21 protein-coding genes are annotated in these 22,440 nt (G+C 61.1%); 9 read left to right on the top strand and 12 right to left on the bottom strand.

Going from position 1 to position 22,440, the window contains the following annotated elements; all coding sequences use genetic code 11:
* Positions 1-183: 183 nt before the first annotated feature.
* Together BCM02_RS33440 and BCM02_RS33435 are read right to left on the bottom strand one after the other, a co-directional pair.
* Complete coding sequence (locus BCM02_RS33440) at positions 184-363, bottom strand: H-type small acid-soluble spore protein (RefSeq protein WP_148933464.1); 180 nt, start codon at positions 361-363, stop codon at positions 184-186.
* The gene (locus BCM02_RS33435; RefSeq protein WP_148933454.1) at positions 353-574 is read right to left on the bottom strand and encodes a hypothetical protein; all 222 of its coding nucleotides are present in this window, start codon (positions 572-574) and stop codon (positions 353-355) included. The genes BCM02_RS33440 and BCM02_RS33435 overlap by 11 nt, the downstream gene beginning before the upstream one ends.
* Positions 575-766: 192 nt before the next feature.
* Here BCM02_RS33435 and ku point away from each other — a divergent pair, with 192 nt between their 5' ends.
* The 3 genes from ku to ligD are packed head-to-tail and all read left to right on the top strand — an operon-like array spanning position 767 to position 3,904.
* Entirely contained in the window at positions 767-1,738 is a 972-nt protein-coding gene (gene ku / locus BCM02_RS33430; protein ID WP_148933453.1) for a non-homologous end joining protein Ku, read from the top strand.
* A gap of 1 nt (position 1,739) precedes the next feature.
* A complete protein-coding gene (locus BCM02_RS33425) occupies positions 1,740-3,014 on the top strand; it encodes an ATP-dependent DNA ligase (RefSeq protein ID WP_246183673.1) in 1,275 nt (424 codons plus the stop codon).
* A complete protein-coding gene (gene ligD, locus BCM02_RS33420; RefSeq protein ID WP_148933452.1) occupies positions 3,011-3,904 on the top strand; it encodes a non-homologous end-joining DNA ligase in 894 nt (297 codons plus the stop codon). The genes BCM02_RS33425 and ligD overlap by 4 nt, the downstream gene beginning before the upstream one ends.
* A gap of 182 nt (positions 3,905-4,086) precedes the next feature.
* On the opposite strand, the gene BCM02_RS33415 is transcribed toward ligD, so the two are convergent.
* On the bottom strand, positions 4,087-4,752 hold the full coding sequence (locus BCM02_RS33415; RefSeq protein ID WP_148933451.1) for a DUF559 domain-containing protein: 666 nt from the start codon (positions 4,750-4,752) through the stop codon (positions 4,087-4,089).
* A gap of 484 nt (positions 4,753-5,236) precedes the next feature.
* On the bottom strand, positions 5,237-5,770 hold the full coding sequence (locus BCM02_RS33410; RefSeq protein ID WP_148933450.1) for a YoaH family protein: 534 nt from the start codon (positions 5,768-5,770) through the stop codon (positions 5,237-5,239).
* Between the two features lie 444 nt (positions 5,771-6,214).
* On the opposite strand from BCM02_RS33410, the gene BCM02_RS33405 reads away from it, so the two are divergent.
* From BCM02_RS33405 to BCM02_RS33390, 4 genes are all read left to right on the top strand, one after another.
* On the top strand, positions 6,215-6,541 hold the full coding sequence (locus BCM02_RS33405) for an STAS domain-containing protein (RefSeq protein WP_148933449.1): 327 nt from the start codon (positions 6,215-6,217) through the stop codon (positions 6,539-6,541).
* 30 nt (positions 6,542-6,571) lie between these two features.
* Entirely contained in the window at positions 6,572-7,051 is a 480-nt protein-coding gene (gene rsbW, locus BCM02_RS33400; RefSeq protein WP_148933448.1) for an anti-sigma B factor RsbW, read from the top strand.
* Positions 7,048-7,839, top strand: a complete 792-nt coding sequence (locus tag BCM02_RS33395) for a sigma-70 family RNA polymerase sigma factor (protein WP_148933447.1) — start codon at positions 7,048-7,050, stop codon at positions 7,837-7,839. Before rsbW ends, BCM02_RS33395 begins: the two co-directional genes overlap by 4 nt.
* Before the next feature lie 301 nt (positions 7,840-8,140).
* Positions 8,141-9,340: a magnesium transporter CorA family protein gene (locus BCM02_RS33390; RefSeq protein ID WP_148933446.1), complete on the top strand. Its 1,200-nt coding sequence runs from the start codon at positions 8,141-8,143 to the stop codon at positions 9,338-9,340.
* Positions 9,341-9,395: 55 nt separating this feature from the next.
* Here BCM02_RS33390 and BCM02_RS33385 read toward each other — a convergent pair whose 3' ends face one another.
* A complete protein-coding gene (locus tag BCM02_RS33385; protein ID WP_148933445.1) occupies positions 9,396-10,565 on the bottom strand; it encodes a PP2C family protein-serine/threonine phosphatase in 1,170 nt (389 codons plus the stop codon).
* Positions 10,566-10,676: 111 nt separating this feature from the next.
* Positions 10,677-11,231 carry a DUF948 domain-containing protein gene (locus tag BCM02_RS33380; protein ID WP_148933444.1) on the bottom strand — a complete coding sequence of 185 codons (555 nt, stop codon included), beginning with the start codon at positions 11,229-11,231 and terminating at the stop codon, positions 10,677-10,679.
* Between the two features lie 243 nt (positions 11,232-11,474).
* On the opposite strand from BCM02_RS33380, the gene BCM02_RS33375 reads away from it, so the two are divergent.
* Positions 11,475-11,642: a DUF1328 domain-containing protein gene (locus tag BCM02_RS33375; protein WP_148933443.1), complete on the top strand. Its 168-nt coding sequence runs from the start codon at positions 11,475-11,477 to the stop codon at positions 11,640-11,642.
* Between the two features lie 407 nt (positions 11,643-12,049).
* Positions 12,050-12,877, top strand: a complete 828-nt coding sequence (locus BCM02_RS33370; protein ID WP_246183672.1) for a lipase family protein — start codon at positions 12,050-12,052, stop codon at positions 12,875-12,877.
* A gap of 822 nt (positions 12,878-13,699) precedes the next feature.
* Here the strand turns inward: BCM02_RS33370 and BCM02_RS33365 are convergent.
* The 6 genes from BCM02_RS33365 to BCM02_RS33340 form a co-directional block, all read right to left on the bottom strand.
* Complete coding sequence (locus BCM02_RS33365; RefSeq protein WP_148933442.1) at positions 13,700-14,044, bottom strand: MmcQ/YjbR family DNA-binding protein; 345 nt, start codon at positions 14,042-14,044, stop codon at positions 13,700-13,702.
* A gap of 64 nt (positions 14,045-14,108) precedes the next feature.
* Positions 14,109-15,467: a GIY-YIG nuclease family protein gene (locus BCM02_RS33360; RefSeq protein ID WP_246183671.1), complete on the bottom strand. Its 1,359-nt coding sequence runs from the start codon at positions 15,465-15,467 to the stop codon at positions 14,109-14,111.
* 302 nt (positions 15,468-15,769) lie between these two features.
* Positions 15,770-16,972, bottom strand: coding sequence for a VWA domain-containing protein (locus BCM02_RS33355; RefSeq protein ID WP_148933441.1), 1,203 nt, complete (start codon positions 16,970-16,972; stop codon positions 15,770-15,772).
* A 22-nt stretch (positions 16,973-16,994) separates the two neighbouring features.
* Positions 16,995-19,451, bottom strand: coding sequence for a DUF5682 family protein (locus tag BCM02_RS33350; protein ID WP_148933440.1), 2,457 nt, complete (start codon positions 19,449-19,451; stop codon positions 16,995-16,997).
* Positions 19,448-20,539 (bottom strand): AAA family ATPase, encoded by a 1,092-nt coding sequence (locus tag BCM02_RS33345; protein WP_148933439.1) that lies wholly within the window; start codon positions 20,537-20,539, stop codon positions 19,448-19,450. Before BCM02_RS33345 ends, BCM02_RS33350 begins: the two co-directional genes overlap by 4 nt.
* Positions 20,518-22,428, bottom strand: a complete 1,911-nt coding sequence (locus BCM02_RS33340) for a hypothetical protein (protein ID WP_148933438.1) — start codon at positions 22,426-22,428, stop codon at positions 20,518-20,520. Before BCM02_RS33340 ends, BCM02_RS33345 begins: the two co-directional genes overlap by 22 nt.
* Between the last annotated feature and the right edge of the window lie 12 nt (positions 22,429-22,440).

Raw genomic sequence — 22,440 nt, 5'->3', positions numbered from 1 at the left:
AGAAGACATCCATTCCCAAAAGGTGGGAAATGGATGTCTTTTTGTCTGAGACGTAAGCCGTCAAAGAAAAATGCGTAAGTTCTTCAGTGGCCTCCGGTTGCCCGGGCGGCTTTCGTGCATCGCTATATGACGAGCGCAGCGGTCTGTTTACCTACAAGACCAGCGTCGCTGTGTTCGAGTTCGTTACGCTTCCATTAGCTTCTCGACGGACACCGTCTCCACCTGTCTCGGACTCGCCTCGATTTGGATCAATGCCGTGCCGAACGCCTCGTCGACCTTCTCGATCCAGATCGGTTTTCCCTCGAAATGGACGGGGATGGTCTCTTTCGCGGCTAGAATTTGTTTGGCGCGCTCAGTATTCATCGGCAATCGGCGTTACGCCCGCGGAGACGTTCTGGCCTTCCGGCTCCATCGTATCCGTCGTGGATTCGTCAATATATCCGTTGTGAAGCGTCACTTGACCGCCGCCTAGCCCCTCGTTCACCATCCGGTCGATATCCATGAAATAGTCGTCTCGGCCCTCATGCATCTTGTCGTTGCTCGAACCTGTTGGGGAATTGCCCGCTTCACTCATCTTGCGCTGCTCCTTTCCTTCTATGCGAAAATGGCTTGCTCTTCGAAAATATGCCCGATCCGGTTGAGTTTCATGCATTCCGGGAACACTGGTACCAAGGATTCTCAGGATGCCATCCGCCCTCATGACAAGCTTATTTTCGCGGAGCGCGATAAATCTGGCTGAATGTTCAGCCCAAGGGAGAGATGAACCATGCATACCGTCTGGAAAGGCGCCATCAGCTTCGGACTTGTCCATGTCCCCGTCAAAATGTTCTCCGCCACCGAGGACAAAGATATCTCGATGCGCATGATCCACCGCGCGTGCGGCAGCCCGATCGCCTTCGTGCGCAAATGCGACAACTGCAGCGTGGAGGTCGCCTTCGACGAGATCGTCAAAGGCTATGAATACGAGAAAGGACGGTTCGTCCTGTTCGAGAAGGAGGAGCTGGAATCGGTCAGCGACGAGCGGTCGAAGACGATCACGATCCTCGATTTCGTCGATTTGACGGAGATCGATCCGATTTATTTTCAGAAAACCTACTACCTCTCGCCTGATCAAGCCGGCGGGAATGCGTATAATTTGCTGCTCGAAGCGATGCGCCAATCGGGCAAAATCGGGCTCGCCAAGGTGTCCATCCGCTCCAAAAGCTCGCTGGCGGCCATTCGCGTCATCGACAACGCGCTGGCGATGGAGACGATCTTCTTTCCGGACGAGATACGCGCGATCGAACAGGTGCCGGGATTGCCGGATGCGATCAACGTGAACGAGAAAGAGCTTACGATGGCACGGATGCTGATCGAGCAGTTGTCCACGCCGTTCGAGCCGGCCAAATATAACGACGATTACCGCAGCCGACTCATGGAGCTCATCCAGACGAAAATCGCCGGCGAAGAAATCCGCGTCGCGCCGGATCAGCAGCAGCGCACGAACGTGCTCGATTTGATGGCCGCGCTTCAAGCCAGCCTCGAGGCGGTCCGAATCGCGCCGGATGCGCCGGGGGCGCTCGATACCGGGGCGACGGCCGCCGCCGCCCCGGCAGCTAAGCCAGCGAAGGCCGCCAAGAAGACGGCCGCCGAGACGCCGCAAGCCGAAGGAGACGCAGCGGCCGATACGGAAGCTGCGGCCAAGAAGCCGCGCGCCCGCAAACCGAAGACGGAGAAGGCAAAGGAGACCGTATCTTAACATGGAAGGTGCTTGGCAAAATGAATTACCGGCGCAGTTGGGTGAAGATTCCTCTTCGCTGCCATCTGTTAACGACACGATGATGGGCAACGCAGCCGGGGAACCGGAGCTACTCGCCCAAGCGTCCTCGGCAGTCTTGACGACGGAGACGGCTGCCGTCGGGAAGGATCGGATTCCGGCCTCGGCGGCTGTATCCGAACCGCCAACCTCGGCGGCTCCGGCGGCGGGCAGCCTGCCGGTCAGCCCCTTGTCACCGAAGGCAGACGCCCCTCTCCCGCTGCCCGCCGACCCCATGGCTCCGATCGCGGATAACGAAATCCCTTCCGGCGGCGACTGGTGCTATCAGCTGAAGTGGGACGGCGTCCGCATTTTGGCGCGCGTCGGCGCGGACGGGAACGTGGAGCTGTATTCGCGCAGCATGTTTCTCAAGAATCCGATCTATCCCGAAATCGCGCGGTTGCTGTCCCGAAAGGCGGCCGAGCTCGGCCCTTGCTTGCTCGACGGGGAGGTCGTGTGGTGGAACGGCGTGCGTCCGAATTTCCAGCAGGTGTTGAAGAGAGAGCGGTCGCGCGGGACGTCGATCGGCTCGGCCGCTCCCCGGTCGCCGTATTCTCGCCAGGAGCCGAGAGCCGCGGATGCGAGTGCGGATGCGCCTGCCGGAAGCGCCGGCGCCATCGTATACGTGCTGTTCGACCTGCTGGCCGACGGGGAAGAGGATTTGCGCGCGCTGCCCTACGAGGATCGGTACCGTAGGCTGAACGCCAAAGTCCCGGTCAAGGAACCGCAGCTGTTCGTCACCGATACGTTCGCCGACGGCGAGGCGCTGTGGCAGTGGGTCGAGGCGAATCAGTGGGAGGGCGTCGTCAGCAAACGGTGGTCCAGTCCTTACCGGGAAGGCAAGAAGCACCGGGACTGGCTGAAAAAGCGGACCGCCGTCCTGCTCGACGTCGACATCGTCGGACTGAAGTGGCGCAGCGGCATGATCGCCAGCCTCGTCATGGCTTATGACGGCGCGTATTTGGGGTCCGTCTCCTCCGGGCTGAACGAACCGCTCCGCAAAGTGCTGGTGTCGACGTTCCGACCCGGGACCGGCGACGCGCACGTGCCCGCGCGTCCATGTCCGTTCGCCGCGTTGCCGGACGATTTGAAGCGCGAAGAGGTACAGTGGCTGCAGCTGCCGTTCCGCTGTCGGGTCAGCGGCCTCGAGATCACCTCCGCCGGGCAGCTTCGCCATCCGAAACTCGTCACGTTCCTGCCGAAGGATGCGCTGCCGTGAGCCGCGCGATCAAGGGCACGATCGTCATCGAAGGCCGGGAGCTGACGGTGAGCAACCCGACTAAGCTGCTTTTCCCCGAGCTGGGCATTACGAAGGCGGTGTTCCTGCAGAAGCTGACCGTGCTGGCGCCGTGGCTGCTGAAACACTGCCGCGACCGGTATTTGACGACGATTCGGTTTCCGGACGGCGTGCACGGCAAATCGTTTTATCAGAAAAATTGCCCGCAGCCCGCGCCGCCGTTCGTCGAAATCGATACGCACGGGGACATCGGCTACGTCCGGCTCGACTCGCTGCCCGTCCTGCTCTGGCTCGGCAATCTGGCCTGCATCGAGTATCACGCGTCGTTCGACCGCATCAGCAATCCGGCGAAGCCGACGGAATGGGTGCTCGACCTTGACCCCTCCGTCGAGGAGGAGCCGCGCATCATGGAGGCCGCTTCGCTCGTCGGGGATTTGCTGGAGTCGCTCGGCATCGCTTCGGTCCCCAAGACGTCCGGCGCGACCGGCGTCCAAATCATCGTGCCGCTGCAGCCCGATCTCACCTTCGACGAGTTGCGTGCCATCGGCGAATTCGTCGGGGCATATTTGTCCGGCAAACATCCCGGGCTGTTCACGATCGAACGGCTGAAGAAAAATCGCGGCGACCTCATTTATATCGACTACCTGCAGCATTACGAGGGCAAAACGATCGTCGCCCCCTACTCGCCCCGCGCCCGCCCCGGCGCCACCGTCTCGACGCCGCTCCACTGGCGCGAGGTGCGGGCGAACGCGGCGATCACCGACTACAATCTGGTCAATATCGCGGAACGGCTCGAACAAGAGGGCGACCTTCTCGACGCCGTCCCCGCCCAGTCGCTGCGGCCGATCCTGGCCTTTATTAGGAAGAGATAGACCTGCTCGCGCGTGTCGCGGGCGGGTTTGTTAGGTTTGCGAGGGCCACACCACCTTAATATTCCTCTGGAGCTCCGTTCCGTTCTCCTGCTCATCCGTCCTTCTTTCTAGCCTTGCGATTTCCTCCTATTTCCAATCTGCTACGCCGCCCCGGGCCTCAACGAACTCCTTCACCTTGTAATCTACGGTGCTAGAACATAATGATGTATCCGTCGTAGTTCCGGACGAGCCGGGAGAAGCAGCTCTTTGTCGACCATACCGGCTATCACTCTTCTGGCGCGATCCGTGGATAGATGGAGAAATTCCGATGCAGTCCGGACCGAGATTTTGCCATGCGCATGGAATAGCCGTACCAAGTCTCGTTCATAGGAGTTTAGTTTGTGCCCTTTCAACTGCGCATCTCCGCTCGTTTGCGAACGTCCCAGAAATTGCTGAATCGTTTGCTGGCATTTTCTTGGCTTATCTTTGATCTCTTCGTACGCGAATCGGAGGACATGCCACCCGTCGATTACCAACTGATTTTGCCTCATGAGATGATCGGCGAATTGCCAGCGGGTTAAATCTCTCCAATGCGATCCGTAGCCGTCGATCTCGATGCATAATTTCAAGTCGCCCGCAAAATAAGCGAAATCAATGAAACGGCTGCCATCTTTGAAATCTTTAACCTCGTATTCAGGATGAAGGCCCTCTAATCGCATAAACGCTGGCCACCATACCTGTTTCAAAAATAACGTTTCTGCATGTCCAAGCCCACCGCTTATCCGCCGCTTCCTTTCTCCCTTGCGGTTTCGCTCGTGGGCCTTCAGCCATTGCTGAATCACCAGTTCCGAATCACGTTGATTATCCATTTCGAGACCTTCTCCTCCTTTGTATCAAAAAAACACGCGCTGATCCCCGTGGTGTGCGGTTCGATCAGCGCGTGCTTCGCGTCAATTTCGATCATACTCAAGTCCGACTGCTAGAGCAAGCGGTAAAAACGAAGTCTAGCAAAACAGCTACTGGTCGATGGTTGGTCCGTCACTACTACGAAGCTCCTAACTCTTGCAAGTGATCCAATAGTCGGTCTGGCGCCTCTATTGCGCTCCCTCACACTTGCACTTGATCCAATAGTCGGTCTGGCACCACTATTGCGCTCCCCCACACTTGCACCTGCTCCAATAGTCGGTCTGGCGCCTCTATTGCGCTCCCTCACACTTGCACTTGCTCCAATAGTCGGTCTGGCGCCACTATCGCGCTCCCCCGCTACAACACGCCTTGCGCTTCTCCCCCGCACAAAAAACAGGCCGATCGCTCGGCCTGTCAGATAGGCTGCCCTAGAGCTGCCCTACGTCGCTATAAAATCGTGCGCGCCCCCGCCCGGCGGAACGCCGCTTCGGCCGCGCCGACCGGCGTCAGATCCGGCCCTTCGCCGGACGCCGCATCGCCGGTCTCCGCCGCGACCACGATCGCGCCCTCGGCGATCGCGTCCCGGCACGTCTCGGCATCGCCGCCCGAGATGCCGAGCGCGCGCAGCGACTCGATCATATCGGAGTCGCCGTCGCCTATGCCGCTGAAGACGGCCGCGCCATAATACGGCGCAAGCCCGACCGCAGACGGCGTCCCCGTGCCGTAGCCGGAGCCGACCGATCCGGCCGCCAGCCCGACGATGCCGATGGCGCCGTCGTGATCCGCGATTTGATGCCGCGTCTCGGTCACGTCGTTCACCTCGTCCGCGTGCACGTTCGTCTCGGATTCGATTCGGTTCGTATGCTCGTGATCCTTCGCAATGACGCGGATCGCGCCGCTTGCGATGCCTTCCGCTTCCAATGCCTGAATCGCCTCGATCGCCTGCTGCTGCGTGCTGAAAATCCCCAACTTATACGCCATCCCAATCGCCTCCCGATAGGTTGTCCTGCCTGCTTGATTCCCTCCGCCGCGCCAACGCGAAAATCTTCGACCTTCGCACGGGCACGGTGGCGCCCAAGCCTCTTCGACTCGTCACGTCCCCGTACCAGCGTCGGCGGCACGAAGCTCGTCACCCATAGCTTGCCTCCCGCATTGAATGATGCCGAAGACCGCCCGAAGCCGCTCCCTCGCTTTACGCCATTAACGCAGCCTTCGTACGCTTGGTATACCCTGTTTCTTTTGCCCTCAATCGGATAAAATTAGAAATAAGTTTTACGCCGTTTCCCTGTTTCAACCCGTTCCGGAGCGGTTAATTCATCCTTACAAAGGAAATGTGCGTTTGCCGCCCTGCGGGCCGCTTCCCATTCCGACCACGCTGCAGCGGAACCGCTACATAAATTTACGTTTACAGGAGAGGACGTTCATATGAAACAAACCGATAAATTGATCCTTCGCACCGAGAACAAGGAGGGCAAATGCACCGTATTCGTCGGCGGCGAGCTCGACTTGGAATCCGCGGCGCAGATGAGAGCGGCGATGACCCCGCTCGTGGAACTGTGCGACCGTGAGCTAACGATCAATCTTCGCGACCTTCGTTACGTGGACAGCACCGGAATCGGCATTATCGTATCCGTCTTGAAAGCCCGCCACGCGAACAACGCGCCTTTCGCCGTCGAAGCCATTCCCCCGAATATCCGCAAGCTGTTCGACATGACCGGCATCACACCTTTTCTGCTCAAGCAGCAAGCCTGATCGTCACGAAGAAAGGAACGAGAATACGCCATGAAAGCAAATGAAGAAGTCGTACTGCTCCAGGTGCCAGCGTCCGCCGAATACATCGACCTGGTTCGCCTAACTCTATATGGACTCGCCGTCAAAATCGGATTCTCCTACGAGGAAATCGAAGATATGAAAGTCGCCGTGTCGGAGGCCTGCAACAATGCGGTGCTCTACGCGTACGGCGATTTGGCGCCGGGCGCGACGATGAGCGCGCCGGACGTCGCCCCGCGCATCGAGGTCCGGTTCATCAAGCAATCGGACGCCCTCTCCATCGTGGTCAAGGACGACGGTCGCAGCTTTGACGCGGCGTCAGCCGCCCGCAAGGCCCAGCCGGCGACGGGCAAATCGGTCGAAGAACTGCAGGCAGGCGGTCTCGGCCTCTATCTTATGCAGGCGCTGATGGATCAAGTCGAAGTCAACAGTGAAATGGGGACTGAAGTCGTCTTGACCAAACGTCTGGTTAGAAGTGGGGAATTGGCATGAACTTAGGGCCGGCCAAGCAAAATCCCGTATCCGGTGCGGATCTCATTCTGGCCTACCAGAGCAATCCGACGAACGACGCGGCGACGACGCTAATCGAGCATTATGAGCCGATGGTCCGAATGGCGGCCGGTAAAATTTCGCGCAATCGCCCTGATTTGTATGAGGATCTGCTTCAGGTAGGACAGATCGCGCTAATCCGCCTATTTCGGCAGTTCGATATGAGCCTCGGCGTTCAATTCGAACCGTATGCGATGAAAAGCATCATCGGCCATATGAAAAACTTTCTGCGGGACAAGTCATGGTACGTGCAGGTTCCGCGGCGTATTAAGGAAAAAGGCATCGCCGTTCAGCAGGCCGTCGACGATTTGACCGTGCGGCTGGAGCGTTCGCCCAAGATCGAAGAAATCGCGGCTTATATGGAGCTTTCGGTCGAGGAGACGACGGAAATTCTTGCAGGCCGCGAGCTGTATCATTACGTCTCGCTCGACACCCCGATCTCCGAGGAAGAGAATACGACGACGCTCGGCGACTTGATCGGCTCGCAAGCCGACGATTACGAGACCGTCGACAAGAAGCTCGATCTCCAAGCGGCGATGGCGCAGCTGAAGCCGCAGGAGCAGCAGGTGCTCCTGCTCATCTACCAGGAAGGACTGCCGCAGCGAACGATCGCCGATCAGCTTGGCGTCTCGCAGATGAGCATCTCCCGCATCCAGCGAAGAGCGATCGACAAGCTCAAGCAGCTGCTGAGCGAAGGCCACGAGGACGGAGATTACGGCGTCGGAACTTGAGGCGCGCCCGATGCGCTTCGCGCAAACGAGCCGACAAGACGCGCGTCCGGCGAAGCCGAGCATGAACGAACACTTGTCCCGTTGACCGCACTCATTCGCTACCTATCATCCGTTCGGACAAGCACGCTCCGTGGGTTCCCGTAACCCGGGGCGTGCTTTTTGCCGTCCACGAACCGCGCTCAATCATTCGCCAGCCTAAATTTTAACAGGATAAACCGTCCGATAAGTTGTGAAAGCGATCCGTTACGGTTATGATGGAAACATAACCCTGTGAACGGATTACCCGGGAGGTTCAACGTTTATGATGCATCGTATGCTGAGGTTCCCTTCCCAATGGGAATGGCATGTCCTGCATTCGCCGCGCGAAGCGACGGAGGGGCTGAGCCGCCGAAGCAAGTCGGCTGCCGGCAGCCGCCCTTCCCCGAACCGGGAAGAACCCCAGCCCCTATCGCGTGCAGCGCTTGCGGATCCTCCGCGACTTACGGCGTCGCGTTCGATTACGCCGGAGTCGACCGACCGGGAGAGAGCGGAGTTTCGCCTGTTGGTGAAGCAGGATCTGCCTGATCTGGGCGGGTGGCTGGAGGAAGCCAAGAACTGCCGATACAACCATATCGCAGTGTCGGAGCGTAACGGCGGCGAGCCGGTGCTGCATGGCACCCTACTGTTCCAAGCGTCCGTGGACGCGGAGGACATCGCGCCGATCCACTTCTGGATTACGGCGAAGCAGCTCGTTACGCTTCACCACGATATGCGGCTATCGATTCGGCTGCAGATGGAACCGTGGAAGGACAAGCTCGACCGCTGCCAGTCCGCGCCGGAAGCGTTCTTCGTCGTCATCGCCTGCTTGCTGGAGACGTTCCACTCCGGCCTCGACGGCTTCGAGACCCGGCTCGGCGAGCTGGAACGCGCCATGCGCACGAGCAATCGGACCGGGCTGATGAACGACATTTTCGAGCGCCGGTACGACCTGCTCCACTGGAGCCATCTGTTCATTCCGATCCGCGAAATCCACAGCGCGGCGAAGGAAGCGTTCCTCGACACGCTCGTCGAGCAAGAGGAATTCAAGCGGATCGAATACAAGCTCGAGCGAATCGGCGCCCTCTTGACGCATTACGCGCTCGAGATCGATACGCTGCTCGCCATGGATGACGCGATCTCCAGCTTCCGCGGCAACGAAATCATGAAGACGCTGACGATCTTCACCGCGCTCTTCGCCCCGGCCACGGTCATCGGCGCGCTGTTCGGCATGAATTTCGAGCGAATCCCGTACGCCCAGGAGCCGCTCGGGTTTATCGTGGCCAGCCTCGTCGTCCTCTTCAGCACGATCGCCATCTATTGGTGGCTGTGGCTGAAAGGCTGGACGGGCGATCTGCTGAACGGCAAGCGGCCGCGCGCGGCCTCGCAACTCGCCAAATCACGCAAGAGACGCGGCCGTGGCGGCAGAAGGAAGCCCGGCTCCCCGTCTCCGGAAGACGAAAAGGGAAATGCGCACGTCGGATAGGAATTCGCTTCCTGACCGAATGATGCATTTCCCTTTTTGCATTGTCCCGCATCGGTTACAAAATATCGACCATGACCAGGCAGCGGTCATCCTGGCGGTTCGAATCGTCTTGATGGAACAAATGGCGCTCCAATTCCTCGGGCGGCACGCTCCCGCCGAACGGCCGAAGCACATCCGCAAGCCGTCCAAGCTGATCCTCTTCTTCCTCCGCGCCCGTGACCAGATCGAAGATGCCGTCCGTGACGAGCACGATTCGATCCCCGGCCGCGATGTCGATCGTATGCTTTTCCACCTGGATTTGATCGAACATCCCGATGGCGATGCCGCCTTGCGCGAACGGAACGACGCTGCCGTCCGTCCCGCGGATGAGCATGCCCGCCGGGTGACCGGCATTGACGTACTCCACCTGCTTCTTCTCCAAATCGACGACCATATAGAGCGCCGTGAAATAATACTGAATCAATTGATCCGCGAATTGAAGCTGCTGCGAGCGCCGATTCAGCTCCAGCACGACCAGCTGCGGATCGACCAGTTTGGCCATGGCGTCCTTCAGCACCGAGGCGATGAACATGCAGACGAGCGAAGAAGAGATGCCGTGCCCCATCGCGTCGATGACGGCAACGCCGTACCGATTGCGATCAATCCGATGCCACGCGTACAGATCGCCGGACAATTCCTCCGACGGCCGGTAGATGGCCTCGATCCGAATCCCGTCCTCGCCCAGGTGATGCGGCAAGACCGCGCTCTGGACTTCGCGCGCCAATTGCAGCTCCTCGCGGACGCGGCGATCCCTCTCCTTATGCCAATCCTTCTGTTCCTTGAGCCGCAGCGCCACGCGAATGCGGGCAAGCAGCTCGATCCGGTTGATCGGCTTCGTCACGTAATCGATCGCGCCGGCGTCCAACGCTTCCGCGAGTTTCTTCGAATCTCCGATCGCGGTGACCATGATGATCGGAATATCGCGCAGACGCTCGGATTCGTAGACGGCCCGGCAAGCATAGATGCCGTCTACGCCGGGCATCATCATGTCCATTAGGATCAGATCGACGCCGTGGTCGTCCGTCCCCGGCACGGTAGGCTCTCGCCCGTCGTTCTCCAAGCCCAGCAGCTTGAACAGCTCCATGCCGGAGGAGGCCGCCAAAATATCGGTATAGCCCGCGCGCTTCAAAATCTCCTGCACGACCGTCACGTTCATCGGATTATCATCTACGACTACTATGCGCATCTTTCGTTCTCCCAGCTTGACGATGTACTCAAAACTAAACCTTCCTGCTTCTACTTATTTTACTATGAATGCCAGCCGCATGCTAGCGCGTGCCAGTAATGGCGCGGGCTGCTAGCGCGTGCCAGTGATGGCACGGGCCACTTTGACGCCCGTCTCCACGTAATCCAGCCAAGACGGGGATGGCTTGACGTCCGCATGCAGCGCGCGGCTGCCCTCTACGCTAATCGTTTGCGCCGGGCGCAGGCTATCATGTCCCGCATCCATGCTAATGCGCGTATTGGCCGCAGCCGCTTCCTCCGCGGCGAGCTTCGCTTGCTGCTTAACCGCCGACAACTGCGCGCGGCGATTCAGGCGCTCGGTCCAGAGCGAAGAGAAGTTGTGGGCGACGCTGGCCACTTCATGCAGCACCTCGCCCGTCTCGCGAACCGTTTCGACGAGCGGGTCGATCGCGGTCAGCTTGCCTTCCGCCTGGTCGGCGATGCGTCTTGCGCTCGTGACGATCTCGCTCACGTCGCCTTTGACGGTTTGCACGACGCCCTGCACCTCGGTCAGCGTACGGCTGGCCGCGTCCAGCGACGTCTGCACTTTCTTAAGCGTTTGAATCAGGAAAAATACGAGCACCGCAACCGACAAGCCGATAATCAGCATCGCAATCTCAAACATCATCCAAATCCCTCTCTTTCGCGCTTTTCATATCGTGATTCTAGTCCATGATTACCCGTCCCCTTCCGAGTTGAACCCCTTTCGCGCCCCCTGTTTCGACCTGCCGGCTCGCGGTTAAAGTCCGAACAAGCAGGTCGGAGCCGATCGGAAGACGGCCGCGATGGACAACCCTCGACGGATGGTGCATCGGCCGCTTGCGAACGTCTCCATACCACATTCTTGATGCGAAAGGTCAGGTGATTGCTCATGTTACGTTGGGCAGCGATTTTCTTTATTATTGCAGTCGTCGCCGCGATTTTCGGCTTCGGCGGCATCGTCGACGCGGCAACCGGGATTGCCAAAATCTTGTTCTTCGTCTTCTTGATTCTGTTCATCGTCTCCCTCTTCACGGGACGCCGTAATTCGTCATTATAACGAAGCGACTCGCGTTGAATGCGGCTTATTAGCCGCAAGCAAGAGGCCGGCATGCTCTAGCGGAGCGTGCCGGCCTCTTCGTGCTGCGCGCATCGCGAACGCCGATCGCGCAAGCGAGATAGCCAGCGTCCGAACCCAACTAGCTGGAGGCAGCAAGCTATTTTGCAAGCCGCTTGCGAAAGGCGACACGCTCCAACTTCCCCCGATACCCGGCACCTCCCTCGCGCTTGCACACATCAAATCCATCTTAAGTTCGCTGCTTCTCTCATCGCCACCCCGCGCTTTCCGATTCGCGCACCGGCTTTCCCTCTGTGACACAACCGCCCATCCCTGCATACGATGCAGCAAAAGCGTGATGACGCGGCGCCTTGTCCGCTGGTACGCGCTGCCAGAGGAGGGAGTTGCCCATGCAAGAGCAAGATCGCGAACACGGGCAAGAGCAACGACAAGAACAGAACCCGATGGATATCCGCACCGCGATATTTCTGGCAGCGGTATGCGGACAGACGTACGCGCAATTTCAGAACCCGCAGCATTGGTTCATGGTTCCCCGCGCTTATATGACCGTCGGGCCGTTCTCGGCGGAAGTGTACAACGGCGTCGTGGAGCCGTTCGGCTTCGTCATCGAATCGGACCGGGCGGCGATTCTTGCGTTCCGCGGAACCGGTTCGGCCGTCGATTGGGTGTCCGATCTGATCGCCGAGCAGATCACCTATAAGCCGGTATCCGGCGCCGGCCAGTCGCACCAAGGCTTTACCGACATCTACATGTCCGCCCGCAAAGAAATTCACGGACTGCTCGATCAGCTGCCCAGCGATAAGCCACTGTTCATCACCGGCCATAGCCTGGGCGGGGCGCTTGCGACGCTGGCCGCGCTCGATATCGCCGCCAATCGCAAGCATAAGCAGCTGATCGTCTACACGTTCGCCGCCCCCCGCGTCGGCGATCCGACATTCGTCCGCAAGTATAATCGCACCGTCCCGTACCACGTCCGCATCCAGAACGAGTTCGACATCGTGCCGCATTTGCCGCCGCTGCTCTACCGTTCGCCGCGTACGGACAAAACTTACTCCTATCTGCACGTCAAAGGAGAATCGCCTCTCAGCTTCCGCACCGGTTCGGTCGGGGGCAACCATATTCTAAGCAGCTACTTCGCCAACATGGCGCAGCAAGCGCCCGGCTTCACGGCCGCGATCTGTTCGGACCCGCCGGGCTGGTGTCCGGGCGAGTCCTAAGGCGATGGCAGGCTGCCGGCACCGGCTGAGATCTGTCACAGACCAGATGGCCTAGTCATCTCCTGCGGCAACCGCACCGCAACCTGAAAAGGCAGCCGATTTGGCTGCCTTTTTGCTATCGCTGAGACCTGCCCCCATACTAACGAACAGGCAAATAAGTCTGTCACCCTTATGTCGCTGCCTATACCGTTGAATGGGAGCCGGAATACAATTTTAAAGCAGCGCGCATCCATTTCCCCAAAAGGAGAAATACAATGCCAACTCATAACCGTCCTAATCGGCCATACGTTCGCCATTCCCGTTCCGCCACGCTCCCGCCGTCTATTGCGCTAGGCCCCCAAACGCCTACTCCGATGCAATTTGAAGGAAAATGGGGTATTTTCACTTTCGGCGCGAACCCCGAACGTTACATTGTATACGTAGAAAGATTCGATCCGATGACCGGGTTATTGACATTGATGCGCGGCGGCCGGCAAACGCAAATAGCGGCGAATGAGATAAGTTCGGTTCTCGGTCCCTATTCGACGAGGCCAATCGTCGATGGCGCCCCTCACCTTGCTTATGTCCCCCATGACGCCTGCGTCTGGATCGATGGAGTTTGTTACTACAATTACGGTTAGCAATACGCCAGCCCGGAAGGGGCGCATCGAGAGATCCATAACGGATCCCTCGACTACATACGAGAATAAACGCGGCCATGACGCCAGGCGCATCGAGTCGGTCATGTTCGAACCGCAGATCGTCCGGACAAGCAAAAACGACGAACCGGGGAAAGAACGTCATCCCTACGCGCATCCGCCGTCTTCGCTCCTTTAATCCCGCTCACTTCGCCGCTTCTTCCGCCTGTTCGCGCTCCGCCTTCGACAACTTGGAGACGACGAGCGCATACGAGTGGTCGATCATCGCCAAAATATCGCCCTCGTCCATCGTGCCGTCCACGAGAACGGTATTCCAATGCTTCTTGTTCAGATGATAGCCCGGCTTGACCGCTTCGTGCTGCTCCCGCAAATTCTCCGCGATCGCCGGATCGCACTTAAGCGAAATGGACGAATCGGAGATTAGCGCGAACATTTTGCCGCCCACCTTCATGACGAGAGGCTCCGGACCGAACGGGTAATCCTCGGTTGCCGCTTTCTTGCGCTTGCAGTAGTCGATGATGGCTTGCAAAGGTGTAACCTCCTCTATACTTAACGGCCCGGCTCGGTGTCCGTATCCATGTTGCCTCCAGATTCTAGCCTTCGCCGCCGCTCTCCATTCCAGCCGCCGCCCGCAGCGCCATCCGCTGTTCGTAATTAGCCCGGCACAGCTCCATCAGCTCGCGACGGAGCCCGCGCTTGGGCGCCACATAGAGCTGCGGCGGACGCTGTCCGCGCCGTCTTAGCGCATACTGCACCGCCTTGCGGTCGCCGATCTCGCTCACGATCAGCTCGTCCGGCCGGTAGCGCTGTCGATAGCGCTCGATGACGAACCGGTCGATCCCTCCGCTTTCTTCGCCGCCGGCCCACTCGCACACATCCAGATCGTGCAGCATCCCTTGGCGAATCTTCGCGACCGCGGCATGTCCTTCTCCGAAATAAATGACGTCCTGATCGACGAGCGATTCCCGGTCGACGACCTGCTTATCCGGTACCCGCTCGAGAATGCGGATATGCTCCAGCATATGCGCCGCCCGCTCGAACTCCAGTCTGGACGCGTACAGCTCCATCTTCGCCTTCATCGCCTCGATCAGCCGCTCGCCTTGGTTGGCGAGCAGCGCCGCCGCCTCCTTGGCGCTTGCCCGGTAGTCCTCTTCGGCGATCAGCCCTTCGCATACGCCGCTGCATCGCTTCAGATGGTACAGCAGACACGCCTTCTTCGGCAGCGAATCGCAGGTGCGCAGCTGAAAATGATCGTTGACGAACGTCATCAGCTGATCGCGGAAATACGTGCTCGCGAACGGGCCGAACCGGATCTCGTCCGGATCGGGAACGGCGGTAGGCCGAGGCGCGGCGCTCGCGTGCCCAGGTCGCGAGGACGAGACGATTGCGTTCGAATTCTGATCACTACGGACGCGCTCGCGCGAGGCCGCGATCTCCTTCCGAGCTTCTTCGATGGAAGCAGCCTGCCTCGATTGCGCAACGGTCCTCGCCCCCCGCGTCTCTTCCATGGGGCATGCCATGCGCGGCTCTTCCGCCGACAGCCGCGTCTCTCCCGCGGGGCTTTCCTGCCGCGCCTCCTCCTTCGCCGTCCGGCGGTCGCGGTAATGCACGTCCAGCCGCGGGAAGCGTCCATCGGTCATTTTGAGATACGCATAGCCGCTGTTATCCTTCTTCAGCGCCCGGTTGAAGGGCGGCTTATGCACCTTGATGAGATTATTCTCCAGCAGCAGGCTCTCATGCTCATTGTTGACGACGATGACGTCGATATGCGCGATCTGCTCGACGAGCTGCGCGATTCGCTTCCGGTCGTGCTTGCCCCGGAAATACGAGGCCAGCCGCTTGCGCAGCGCCTTCGACTTGCCAATGTAGAGGATACGGCCATCCTCGCTTTTCATGATGTAGCAGCCGGGCTTGTTCGGAAAATCCGACGCGCGGAACGTATAGGACGACACCCTTAAATCCCCCCGTTAATCGGTAGGCCGCCGGGTGCTCGCATGTCGCGTCCGGGCTGCCTCCTCTAGTTGACTTCCGACATGGTGACGACCAACCGACACGAACATACATTCTTGCCAATAGTGTAGCAGACTCGTCCCGGAGCGGCAACCCGTTACTTTCAAAATTTTGGATGTCACGCCCGGTAAACGAACCGGCAGCCGCCGTCCATGGAAAGGAAAGCGCACGACAAGCCGTACAAAACGACAAAAGCAGACGCCTCCCCGCCAAACCGGGAACGATTGCGCCTGCTTCCGTCCTGCTACTTCCCTTTCCCCATCGCGTCCGCGGCCGCCGCGAACGCGAGCAAATCCTTGCCCCCCAGCGCCGACTCCAACAGCTCGGGCAGCCGGTCCGGCGTGCAGCCGAAGCACGGGATGCCCTGCTCGGCCAGCTTCTTGGCGTTGCGCTCGTCGTACGAGGGCACGCCGCTGTCCGATAGCGCGAGAAGGCAGATGACCTTCACGCCCGCCTGGTGCATCTCGCCGAGCCTCCGCAGCATCTCCGCGTTATTGCCGCCTTCGTACAAGTCCGAGATGAGGATGAAAATCGTCTTCTTCGGCTCTCGCACGAACGAGCCGCAATACTCGACCGACTTGTTGATGTCCGTGCCCCCGCCAAGCTGAATGCCGAACAGCATGTCGACGGGATCGCCCGCGCACTGCTCGGTCAGATCGACTACCTCGGTATCGAAGGCGACGACGCGCGTATCAAGCGCCGGCAGCGAGGCGAAGATCGAGCCGATGACCGAGGCGTAGATGACCGATTCGGCCATAGAGCCGCTTTGGTCGATATCGAGGATGACGGTCCACTCGTTGCTTTTGCGCGCTCGGTCGAAGAAATAGAACCGCTCCGGCACGAGACGCCGCCGTTCCTCGTTGTAATTTTTCAAATTCCGCTCGATCGTCCGCTTCCAGTCGATCCCGCTGACCGAGGGCAGCGGCGTATGCCGCCGCTTGTTGAGCGCGCCGGTGACCGCCCGGCGAATGTCGCTCTCCAGCCTGCGGGCAATGTCGTCCACGACCGCCCGGATGAACAACCGCGCCGTCTCCTTCGTCTTCTCGGGAATTTGCCCCTTCAGCGATAGGAGCGTCGAGACCATGCGGATATCGGGCTTCACCTTCGAGAGCGTCTCCGGCTCGAACAACAGCTGGGTCAGCCCCTTGCGCTCGATCGCGTCCGCCTGAATGACGGAGACGACGTCCGACGGGAAAAAGCTCCGCACGTCGCCCAGCCACTTCGCCAGCTTCGGATAGGAGGGACCGAGGCCCGCGCCGCGCGGACCGCGGGCGGTCTCCCCCCCGTGCGCATCGCCGTCGTAGATCGCGGCCAACGCTTCGTCCATGAGTCGTTCTTCCTCGCCCAATAGGCCCGCTCCGCCGGGCGGCTGCAGCTTCTCGTCCGCCGCATGGCCCAGCACGAGCCGCCATCTTTTGCGTCGCTCCGCGTTATCGTCGGTTAACATCGCGCTATTCTCGCTCCCCTCTCTAGAAGTCGCTAAAATCGAATTCGTCCAGCGCCGCGATGGCCGCCAGCTCCTCGTCGGACAGCGGCTGCTGAAGCGCTTCGGCATCCCGCTGCGCGTCCGAACCCCACCAATCGCCGAGCAACTCCGCCACCGCCGCCTTCTCCCGCGCGTCGAAGGACGAGAACGCCCGGCGCAGGAAGACGAGCGAGCGCTTGAACTGTTCCTGCTCAAGCGATCCCAAGTAATCGTCCAACTGCCCCCACAGCGAAGGTCTCGACAACAGCGCGTACCGGTTGCGCATCGACATTCCCTCGAACCACCCGGCGCCCAGATCGGCCGGAATGCCGGGCGACAGACGACGCGCGACTTCCCGTTCGCATTCCTCTTCGGAGACGGTATGCCGCTCCAGCATGATCGCGAACGCGAAGCCGGATAGCGTCGGGTTGCGATCGTCGCGGAAGGCCAGCTCCCGCAGCTGCCGCTTCCACAGCTCGTCGTCCACCGCATCGTACTGATCCTGCGAGACCGTGTGCATCCCGTTGATGCCGGCCAGCATGCCTTTCGCCGCGTCGTCGCTGCAGGCGGACGCGTCGATCAGACCGATCGCCGCCCGGAAGAACAACTGCGACAGCAGCGGCATAAGGGGCGCGATGTCCGTCTTGCGGATCGAGCCGTACCGGATCAGGCCGGACAGCTCGAACGCCGCGTCGGCGAGCGGGACGAACTGCTGGCCGTCCACCGATAGCCGCTGCAGCGCCGCCCTCGCCTCCTCCATGCAGGCGGGCAGTCCGCAATCGCTAGAGATTCGGATGAGCCGCGAAGCCTCGCCGATATCCGCGCAATCGGCCAGCCGCTCGCGAATCGTGTACGCCGCGGCCCATTCGATCGTCTCCCCCTTCAGCGTCGATTCGATCAGCTCGATCTCCGCTTCCGGGCTCCACTGCAGCACCCATTGCTCCGCCCAGGATCCCGCGCCGGCGCGCAGCGTCTTCTTCTTGGCGAACGAGATGCCAAGCAGCGCAAGCCGGTGAAGGAACGTGGAGCGGTTGAGATCGATAAAGGCCGCTTCCTCGGATTTGACGCGGCGGTTCTCGCGCAAATCCAGCTCGAGCTCGCTCGCCTCGGCGCGCTTGTATTTGTCCAGCTTCAGCCGCTTCAGGTTCCGGTTCATATCGTCTTGAATCGGCGTCTGGCTAATCCCCTCCGGCAAATAGCCGATGTCCGTGCCGATCTCGGCGCGTGCCATCGCCTCCGCCACGACCGCGCGTTCGCCGTATCCCAGCGTAACGACGGCCGCATCCCGCAAATCGCGCAGGATCGGTTGGGCGCTGCCCCGCATGGAAGCAAGCGCGGACGCCAGCCGGACGCCCTCGATGACCGAGGCGGTCGAGCGATACGTACCCTGCTCCCGCAACCGCTGGGCGACCCGCGTCAGATAGATCGACGGCAAGCGCGCGAGCCCGCCGTCCTGCAAGCACGCCCACAGCAGCTCGAAATACGCCGGAGCCGGGTTGCCCGCCCCGTAGCCCGAATGGCTGGACAGCTTGTAGTAGGAATAAGGCATGAGCGTCCGCTTGGTCGCCGTCCGGGGCAGCGCGGCCAGCTGCGCTTCGGCCATCGGAGGCAAGTCCGCCGTCAGGCCGGATACGTGATGCGCCCCGGCGACGACGACGATCCGCTCGGGCGGCACGCCGCTCTCCAGCCTGCGCGCGATCTCCAGCCGCATGTAGCTCTCGCGCACTTCGTTGACGGCCGATTCCACGGGATCGGCGAGCCGTTCGTCATGCTCCAGCAAGCCGCGCATCTGCCGCGACAGCTCCTCGATTTCCAGCCGGTAGCCGTCCGTCCGCTCGTCATGCTCGAAATGCCGCTCCCAGTAGCTCTCGTAATCGTCCTCGCCGGCGAGCGAGGCGATCCGTTCGTACAGTTCGTGCTGCTTCACATAAAAATCCCGGCGAGACGTCTCCGTCCTTCCGGCGGAAGCGTCGTCTCGACCGTCTGCGTCAGACGCTTCATTGCCCGAGCTATCGCCAGACGCTTCCTCCCCCGCGCCAGCTCCCGCTGATTCCTGCGTTTCCGCGCGCGCCAGCGACTCGGCCTCGTCCGCTTCCCGCCGCGCCGCCTTGCGATAATCGTACAGCGGAATGGAAATATCCGAAGGCAGGTCGATGAACGCCGCGCTCGCGCCATTGGCCGCCGCCCAGCGGAACGCCTCGTATTCCGGCGAATAAGAGGCGAACGGGTAGAGCAGCGTCCGAACCGGCAGGTTCTCGGTATACGCCATGAGCGCGATCGGCGGCACGACGCCGCTCCTCGTCAATTGGCCGATCCAGTCGCTCGCGTCGGCAGGTCCTTCGACGAGCACGACGGCCGGCTTGACCGCTTCCAGAAACCGGCGGAGATGATGCGCCCCGGCAGGCGACAGATGCCGGACGCCGAAGACGTGGACGCGGCCCTCTGCCGAGGACGCGCTCACACGTTCATCTCCCGGCAAGCATTGTAGAGCGGCCGCCATTCCGATCCCCGCTTCTTCATCACGTTCTCCAGATAGTCCTTCCAGACGCCCCGGTCCTTCTCCTCGTCCTTGACGATCGCCCCTTGCAGGCCGGCCGCCAGATCCTGCGCCTCGACTTCGCCGCTGCCGAAGCTGGCCGCGAGCGCCATGCTGCCGGTCAGCAGCGAGATCGCCTCCGCCGTCGAGATGACGCCGCTCGGCCCTTTCACCTTCTCCTTGCCTTCCAGCGTCACGCCGCCGCGCAGTTCGCGGAAGATCGTGACCACTTGGCGGATGGCGTCGTCGGCAGGCAGCGAAGCGCCGATCTCGTAGCTATTCGCCAGCTCCTTCACCCGTCTGCGGACGATGTCCACCTCGGTCTCCAGATCGCCCGGCGCCGGCAGCACGATAATGTTGAAGCGGCGCTTGAGGGCAGAGGACATGTCGTTGACGCCGCGGTCGCGCGTGTTCGCCGTCGCGATGACGGAGAAGCCCTTCGCCGCCGCGATCTCGCCGCCGAGCTCCGGCACGGAGATCGTCTTCTCGGACAGGATCGAGATGAGCGCGTCCTGCACTTCGGAGGCGCAGCGGGAAATTTCCTCGAACCGGGCGATCCCGCCCTCCTCCATCGCGCGGTAGATCGGACTCTTGATAAGCGCCTGCTCGGACGGCCCGTTCGCCAGCAGCATCGCGTAGTTCCAGGAATAGCGAATTTGCTCCTCGGTCGTGCCCGCCGTCCCTTGGATGACTTTGGACGAGCTGCCGTGGATGGCCGCCGTCAAGTTCTCGGACAGCCACGACTTGGCCGTGCCCGGTTCCCCGATCAGCAGCAGGGCGCGGTCGGTCAGCAGCGTCGCGATCGCGACTTCGACCAGCCGGTTGTTGCCGATATACTTCGGCGTAATGACCGTGTCGCCTGCCATGCCGCCGGTCAGATACGTCAGGACGGCCCGTGGGGACAGCTGCCAGCCGGCCGGGCGAGGCGCCTTGTCGATTTCCTTCAATGCGGCCAGCTCGTGCGCGTACAGCGCCTCCGCCGGCAATCTCATTACATTTTGCTTTTCAGCCATGCGTATCGTTCCGCTCCTTCGTCAGCCGGGAATTCGGCGAATTGATTGCGTTTCATGTCTTCCAAAATCGGTTCCAACACGCTGACCAGCCGCGCTACGGTCCCGTCGGACAGCAGCTCTTCGAGCGCCGGCGCGCAGCTGGCGGGCAGCGAGCGGAGCAGCGCGGACGAGGCCGGATCGATATACGCGTATCCGTATTGGGCGGCGAGCTGACGGACGAGCTTCCGCAGTTGCTCGGCGTCCAGCGGCACGCCGGCGATGAACAAGCCGAGCCACAGCGTGTAGGCGATATCCTGCTTTTTGCGCGAATCAAGAGCGGCATTCAGCTGGGTCCGCAGGTAGTCCAGCGTCTCCGCATCCGCTTCGTAACGAAGCAGGTACGGGAGGAGCATCCACGGCAAATCCGCCTCCGCGAGCCGCTTCATCCAGCGCCGGTCGGACAGCGCTTCCGGGAGCTCCGTCCTCTCCGCAGGGAGCGCCCCCTCATCAGCATTCGCCTTGTGCCAAGACACGTGACGCAGCACCTCGCGCATATCCGGCACCAGGCCGACCAGCGCTTCCTTGAGCGAAACGGATTCCGCCGACCGCTTGGCAAGCAGCGGCGCGAACCGATCGTAGACGTCCGTCGCGGTCCAATGCCGGATCGCCGCTCTCAGATGGAAGCCGGCGAGCCAACCATAAGCGGCGCCGGCCCGCGACAGCAGCGCCTCGTCCGCATCGGCGCGCTCCATATCGAGCAGCAGCTTCGCGACGTATTCCTTCATTTCCGAGTCCGCGCCGGCCAGGAAGATCTCGCTGCCTAGCAGCTCGGACACCGCCTGCAGCGCCCCGTCGCTCCGCTTGCCTTTCAGCGCCTGGATCCCGACGATCAGCCGGTCGAACGACTGCTCCATTTGCGGCGAAGGATTCGCCGGCGGCTGCTCCGGGTTGTCCCGCTTGCTCCGCTCGAACCCCGCCATCGCATCCGCGTAATGCCCCAGCTCGCTGCGGACATACGCGACGACCCGCTGCTCTAGCGGAGCATACCGCGACTGCCTTATCGGCTCGATCACCATATCGCTGTCCCTGCCGGGCAGCGCCTCCATCAGCCGCTTCGCGGCTTCCTCATGCTCCTGCAGCGCCAGCGCGTCATACGCCGCTTGCCGAATCGCCCTCAACCCGTCCTGCGAATGTTCAAGCAGCAAGGGCAGGAAGCCGTCGTAACGGGCGAGCAGGCCGATCGCTTCGATCTGCAGCTCGACCGCGCCTTCCCGCGCCGCGCGCTCGTACAGCGCCAGCTGCTTCTCGCCTTCGATGGCGTGAATGACGCCGAGCATGCGCGCGTCGGCCTTGCCGCCTTGGACGTCGAACTGACGGAGCAGGACCGGCACGATCCGGGCGCCGATGGACGGCAGCACCTTGCGCGCGAGGTACTCGGCGATTTCCGGCACGTCCGCAAGCCCCTGAACGGCCGGGAGGAAGGCGCGGAAATCGTGGAACACGCCGTCCTTCTGCCCTTGACGGAGGACCTGGAGCCGCCCGCTGCCTCTGCTCGTCAGCGCCTCCAGCACCGGTGCAAGCTTGCGGTACGAGATTGTCGTACGGCCGGCGCTGCCAAGCGCGTCGATCGGCACGCTCGCTCCTCGCGGCTCGCTCTTGCCTTGCGTATACAGCATCGCGTGCAGCAGGCCGCTCAATTCGAGCAGGGCGGCCGCCGCTGCCGCGCCGCTGGCCTCCGTCGTCTTCCGCACGCCTTCGTCCAGCTTCTTGAATGCAAGCGAACTCTCCCCTAGCTTGGCCAGCTGCGGCTGCAGCTTGAGCAGGCGGGGGTCGGAGGCGGCCAAGCCGCTGCCGGCGATGAACAATCTCCGCACTTCCGCCTGCAATTCCGTTAATATGGCTATACTCATCGTGGCATGCTT

This window comes from Paenibacillus methanolicus (genome assembly GCF_008124765.1).
In the GTDB taxonomy this organism is placed as follows: Bacteria; Bacillota; Bacilli; order Paenibacillales; family Paenibacillaceae; genus Paenibacillus_Z; species Paenibacillus_Z methanolicus.
The sequence above is the reverse complement of the archived record's forward strand: the minus strand, read 5'-3'. Positions and strand labels throughout refer to the sequence as shown.